Origin of the sequence: Burkholderia sp. E168m23 (genome assembly GCF_016586125.1) — a bacterium.
GTDB classification, from domain to species: domain Bacteria; phylum Pseudomonadota; class Gammaproteobacteria; order Burkholderiales; family Burkholderiaceae; genus Burkholderia; species Burkholderia orbicola.
Window position 1 is genome coordinate 1 of sequence record NZ_BCPP01000482.1, and the last position, 5,306, is coordinate 5,306.

Annotated in this window: 6 protein-coding genes; 3 read left to right on the plus strand and 3 right to left on the minus strand. The window is 66.9% G+C overall.

All coding sequences use genetic code 11. The features are described 5' to 3' along the window. Window positions 1-38 precede the first annotated feature (38 nt). The 3 genes from lptF to JMF90_RS22620 are packed head-to-tail and all read left to right on the plus strand — an operon-like array spanning window position 39 to window position 2,694. Window positions 39-1,133: an LPS export ABC transporter permease LptF gene (gene lptF, locus JMF90_RS22610; protein ID WP_011694363.1), complete on the plus strand. Its 1,095-nt coding sequence runs from the start codon at window positions 39-41 to the stop codon at window positions 1,131-1,133. 3 nt (window positions 1,134-1,136) lie between these two features. Then, window positions 1,137-2,285, plus strand: coding sequence for an LPS export ABC transporter permease LptG (gene lptG, locus JMF90_RS22615; RefSeq protein ID WP_011694364.1), 1,149 nt, complete (start codon window positions 1,137-1,139; stop codon window positions 2,283-2,285). Window positions 2,286-2,310: 25 nt separating this feature from the next. After that, window positions 2,311-2,694, plus strand: coding sequence for a sirohydrochlorin chelatase (locus JMF90_RS22620; protein ID WP_011545983.1), 384 nt, complete (start codon window positions 2,311-2,313; stop codon window positions 2,692-2,694). An 84-nt stretch (window positions 2,695-2,778) separates the two neighbouring features. Here JMF90_RS22620 and cobA read toward each other — a convergent pair whose 3' ends face one another. The 3 genes from cobA to JMF90_RS22635 all read right to left on the minus strand — a co-directional run. Next, on the minus strand, window positions 2,779-3,528 hold the full coding sequence (gene cobA / locus JMF90_RS22625; protein ID WP_011545984.1) for a uroporphyrinogen-III C-methyltransferase: 750 nt from the start codon (window positions 3,526-3,528) through the stop codon (window positions 2,779-2,781). Window positions 3,529-3,588: 60 nt separating this feature from the next. Then, a complete protein-coding gene (locus JMF90_RS22630) occupies window positions 3,589-4,905 on the minus strand; it encodes a sulfate adenylyltransferase subunit 1 (RefSeq protein WP_011545985.1) in 1,317 nt (438 codons plus the stop codon). A 22-nt stretch (window positions 4,906-4,927) separates the two neighbouring features. Beyond that, window positions 4,928-5,306 (minus strand): phosphoadenosine phosphosulfate reductase family protein (locus JMF90_RS22635; protein ID WP_201325450.1); only part of this gene is annotated, 379 nt, incomplete at its 5' end.

Genomic DNA, 5,306 nt, shown 5'->3' on the forward strand with positions numbered 1-5,306 from the left:
CCACGCGTGCGCAGCCTCCCGCCCTCTTCTCATCAAGAATGATCTTCGAACGCTCCCTCCAGCGCGAGCTTGCGTATACGGCTGGCGCCGTGTTCATGGTGCTGCTCACGATCATGCTCACGACGATGATGATTCGCATCGTCGGCTACGCCGCGTCCGGCGAAATCGATCCGCGGGACGTGCTCGTGCTGATCGGCCTGACCGTGATCGGCTACCTCGCCGTGATGCTCGTCGTCACGCTGTTCGTGTCGATCCTGTTCGTGCTGACCCGGTGGTACCGGGACTCCGAAATGGTGGTGTGGCTCGCGTCGGGCGTGAGCCTCACGCGCCTCATCAAGCCGATCGGCGTGTTCGCCACGCCGATCATCCTGCTGATCACCTTCTTCGCGTTCGTCGGCTGGCCGTGGTCGAACCAGCAGAGCAAGATGATCCGCGCGCGCTTCCAGCAGCGCGACGAAATCTCGCTGCTCGCGCCGGGCCAGTTCCGCGAATCGGCCGCGAACCATCGCGTGTTCTTCATCGAGAAGATGTCGCCGGACCAGAGCAAGGTCCAGAACGTCTTCGTCACGTCGACGGAAAACGGCAAGGTCAACGTGGTCGTGTCGCAAACGGGCCATACGGAAACCTCGAAGGACGGCGATCGCTTCGTCGTCCTCGAGGACGGCCGCCGCTACGACGGCACGCCCGGCCAGCCGAACTTCAAGATCATGGAGTTCGAGCGCTACGGCGTGAAGATCACGAGCAAGCCGGTCACCAACGTGCAGACCACCAACAGCACGCCCACGCCCGACCTGCTGCGCAACCCGACGCGCGACAATCTCGCGGAATTCGCGTGGCGCGCGGGGCTGCCGCTGATCGCGATCAACCTGATGGTGCTCGGCATCCCGCTGTCGTACCAGAACCCGCGCCGCAGCCGCACGATCAACCTCGTGATGGCCGTGCTGATCTACCTCACGTACTCGAACCTGCTGAACGTCGTGCAGGCGCAGATCGAGCAGGGCAAGATGTCGTTCGGCGTCGGCCTCGTCGGCCTGCATGTGGTCGTCGCGGCGATCGTCGCGTTCATTTTCTGGTTGCGCGTGCGCAATCGTCCGTTGTTGACACGCGCGCTGTTCGGCCGCTCGGGAGCATGATCGATGCGGCTCTATGAAAAATACTTCGCGCGGCAGATCTACATCACGTTCGTCTTCATCCTGTTCGCGTTCTCGGGTCTGTTCTTCTTCTTCGACCTGATCAGCGAGCTGAACTCGGTCGGGCACGGCAACTACAAGTTCGGTTACGCGGTGCTGCGCGTCGCGCTGCAGACGCCGTCGCGCTTCTACGAGATCATCCCGGTCGCCGCGCTGATCAGCGCGATCTACGTGTTCGCGCAGATGGCCGCGAACTCGGAATTCACGATCTTCCGCGTGTCGGGCCTCGCGACCAACCAGGCGCTGCGCTCGCTGCTGAAGATCGGCGTGCCGCTCGTGATCGTCACCTACCTGATCGGCGAATTCGTCGGCCCGTACGCCGACCAGTTGTCCGAACGCGTGCGGCTGCAGGCGCTCGGCGCCTCGGTGTCGTCGAACTTCCAGTCCGGTGTGTGGGTCAAGGACACGCTCGCCGCCCGCGAGAACGGCGAGCAGGTCACGCGCTTCGTCAACGTCGGCAGCCTGTCGCCCGACTCGACGATCAGCAACGTGCGCATCTACGAATTCGACTCGAAATTCCAGCTGCAGAACGTGCGGATCGCGCAGACGGGCCGCTACGAGCCGCCCGGCCACTGGCTGCTGAAGGGCGTCACCGAGACGGAGCTGACGCCGATCAAGCCGATCACCGGCCAGCCGGCCGATGCGCTGAACCCCGTGTACCGGTCGCAGCAGGTGTCGCTGCCCGAATACCGGCTGCGCTCCGACCTGACGCCGCAGATCCTGTCGGTGCTGCTCGTGTCGCCGGAGCGCATGTCGATCATCAACCTGTTCCGCTACATCCAGCACTTGCGCGAGAACCAGCAGGACACGCAGCGCTACGACATCGCGCTGTGGCGCAAGCTGCTGTATCCGTTCGCGGTGTTCGTGATGCTCGTGTTGTCGCTGCCGTTCGCGTACCTGCACACGCGGGCGGGCGTGGTCGGCGTGAAGGTGTTCGGCGGCATCATGCTCGGCATGAGCTTCCAGCTGCTCAACACGCTGTTCTCGCACATCGGCACGCTGAATACGTGGCCCGCGCCGCTCACCGCCGCGACGCCGGGCCTCATCTATCTCGCGCTCGGCCTGTTCGCGCTCAAGTGGGTCGACCGGCACTGAGCGTCGTCACGACGGAGGCTTCCACATGAGTTCGCACGGTATCGTCCTGTTCGGCCACGGCGCCCGCGACCCGCGCTGGGCCGAGCCGTTCGAGCGGCTCGCCGCGCGGCTGCGCGGCGCCGGCTCCCCTGCCACGCACGTGTCGCTCGCGTTCCTCGAACTGATGACGCCGTCGCTCGGTGAGGCCGTGGCCGCGCAAGTCGCGGCCGGCTGCGCGCGCATCACCGTGGTGCCCGTGTTCTTCGGCCAGGGTGGCCACGTGCGCCGCGACCTGCCGCAGCTCGTCGATGCATGCCGCGCCGCGCATCCGGGCGTCGAGATCCGCTGCGCGACGGCCGTCGGCGAAGACGACGGCGTGCTCGACGCGGTCGCACGCTATTGCATCGACCAGCTCGGCGGCGACGCGTAGCAGCCCGCGCCTTCGCCGCACCCAAAGAAAAAGCGCCGGCATCTGCCGGCGCTTTTTTCGTTTCGGACCGCGTTCGAGCCGCGCTCAGGCGGCATGGCGCACCGACGCACCCGCCTGCGCCTGCCGTGCGCGTTCGGCGAACGCATCGCCGATCATCAGCAGGCTCGGTTCCGCGGGATCGAGCCACGCCTGCGCGTCGCCGGCCGCCATCTGCGCGAGCGTCAGCGTCAGCGTGCGTTCGCGTGCGGTGCTGCAGGCCTCGACGATCGCCACCGGCGTCGCCGGCGCACGGCCGGCGTCGATCAGTTCCTGCGCGATGCCGGGCGCGCTGTCGCGGCCCATGTAATAGACGATCGAATCGGCGCGCGCCGCTTCGCGGATCTCGTCGCTGCCCGGCGCGCGGCTGTGCGTCGCGAACGCGACGCTGCGCGACACGCCGCGCAACGTCAGCGAACGCTTGAGCGTCGCCGCACCGGCCAGCGCCGCGGTGATGCCCGGCACGACCTCGTAGTCGATGCCGGCCGCTTCCAGCGCGCGCATTTCCTCTTCCGCGCGGCCGAACAGCATCGGATCGCCGCCCTTCAGCCGCACGACGCACGCATGCTCGCGCGCCGCATCGACGATCTGCTTGTTGATGAAATGCTGCGCGGTCGAGCGCTGCCCGCAGCGCTTGCCGACCGCGATCCTGCGCGCGTTCGGCGCATAGTCGAGCATCGCGGGCTCGACGAGCGCGTCGTGCAGCACGACGTCGGCCTGCTCGAGCAGCCGCATGCCGCGCACCGTGATGAGGTCCGCCGCGCCCGGTCCTGCTCCGATCAGATACACCTTGCCCATGTTTGTCGCTTCGCTAAGGTCCTGCCGCGGCGGCCGGTTCGCCGCCGCGCAGATTGACGATTACGCCGAGAACGCGCGGATCATGCCCGCGGCGACCGTGTGATGCGTCGCCTCGTCGATCAGCACGAACGCGCCCGTACCGGGGTGCGCATCGTACGTGTCGCAGACGATCGGCTTTTGCAGCGTCAGCGCCACGCGGCCGATGTCGTTCATCTTCAGTTCCTGACGGTCGGTCGCGTGCGACAGCGTATGCACGTCGAGCACCTGCTTGACCGCGCCGATCTTCGCGAACACCGTGCTGGTGGTCTGCTTCAGCAGGTACTTGCGCTGCGGCGACAGCGGCGCCTCGTCGAACCAGCACAGGTCGGCCTCGAGCTTCTTGGCCGGCTCGACCGGCTCGGCGGTCGTGACGAACATGTCGCCGCGCGACACGTCGACGTCCTCTTCGAGACGGATCGTCACCGTCTGGCCCGCGAACGCGTGCGGAACTGCCGCGGTGCCGCCCGGCACCGGCGCGACGATCTCGGCAACCGTCGCGGTGCGGTTCGACGGCAGCACGACGATCGCGTCGCCGACCTTCACTTCGCCCGACTCGATGCGGCCCATGTAACCGCGGAAATCGTCAGCCGAGCTGCCGTCCTGGCGCGCGACCCACTGCACCGGGAAGCGCAGCGCGTCATGCGCCTGCGTCTCGACCGGCAGCGACTCGAGCACGTCGAGGAGCGGCTCGCCCGCGTACCACGGCATCCGCTCGCTCGCGCCGACGATGTTGTCGCCCTTCAGCGCCGACACCGGCACGAAACGCACGTCGGTCAGGCCGAGCTGCTTCGCGAGCGCGACGTACGCGTCGCGGATCTCGTTGAAACGCGCCTCGCTGTAGTCGACGAGGTCCATTTTGTTGATCGCGACGATCACGTGCTGCAGGCCGAGCAGCTTGACGATCGCGCTGTGGCGCTTGGTCTGCGGCAGCAGTTGCACGACGCCGTTCTCGACCGTGATGCGCGTCGCGTCGATCAGCACGATCGCCGCGTGCGCGGTCGACGCGCCCGTCACCATGTTGCGCGTGTACTGCTCGTGGCCCGGCGTGTCGGCGATGATGAACTTGCGCTTCGCGGTCGCGAAGTAGCGGTACGCGACGTCGATCGTGATGCCCTGCTCGCGCTCGGCTTCGAGGCCGTCGGTCAGCAGCGCGAGATCCAGCTCGTCGCCGACCGTGCGCTTGTTCTTCGCGCGCGACAGCGCGGACAGCTGGTCGGACAGCACGGCCTTGCTGTCGTACAGCAGGCGGCCGATCAGCGTGCTCTTGCCGTCGTCGACGCTGCCCGCGGTGATGAAACGCAACACGCCGAGGTCTTCGGTGTTCTCGATGATGCTCATGATGTGAATGTCCTCGTGTGCTTCAGAAATAACCTTGCTTCTTGCGCTGTTCCATCGCGGCTTCGGAGGCCTGGTCGTCCATCCGGGTCGCGCCGCGCTCGGTGATCTCGGTCACCGCCGTCTCGGCGATGATCTTCTCGACGTCGTCCGCGTCGCTCTCGACCGGGCACGTGCAGCTGATGTCGCCGACCGTGCGGAAGCGCACCTGCGCCAGCTCGCTCGTCTCGCCGTCACGCATCGGCGTGAGCGGCGTGACCGGCACGAGCAGCCCGTTGCGGCGCACGATCTCGCGCTGGTGCGCGTAATAGATCGACGGCAGTTCGAGGTTCTCGCGCGCGATGTACTGCCACACGTCGAGCTCGGTCCAGTTCGAGATCGGGAACACGCGCAGATGCTCGCCC

What these genes read in the sequence shown, in the direction of transcription:
- lptF (WP_011694363.1), top strand. Translation starts at nt 39, where the DNA reads ATGATCTTCGAACGCTCCCTCCAGCGCGAGCTTGCGTATACGGCTGGC.
- lptG (WP_011694364.1), top strand. Translation starts at nt 1,137, where the DNA reads ATGCGGCTCTATGAAAAATACTTCGCGCGGCAGATCTACATCACGTTC.
- JMF90_RS22620 (WP_011545983.1), top strand. Translation starts at nt 2,311, where the DNA reads ATGAGTTCGCACGGTATCGTCCTGTTCGGCCACGGCGCCCGCGACCCG.
- cobA (WP_011545984.1), bottom strand. Translation starts at nt 3,528, where the DNA reads ATGGGCAAGGTGTATCTGATCGGAGCAGGACCGGGCGCGGCGGACCTC.
- JMF90_RS22630 (WP_011545985.1), bottom strand. Translation starts at nt 4,905, where the DNA reads ATGAGCATCATCGAGAACACCGAAGACCTCGGCGTGTTGCGTTTCATC.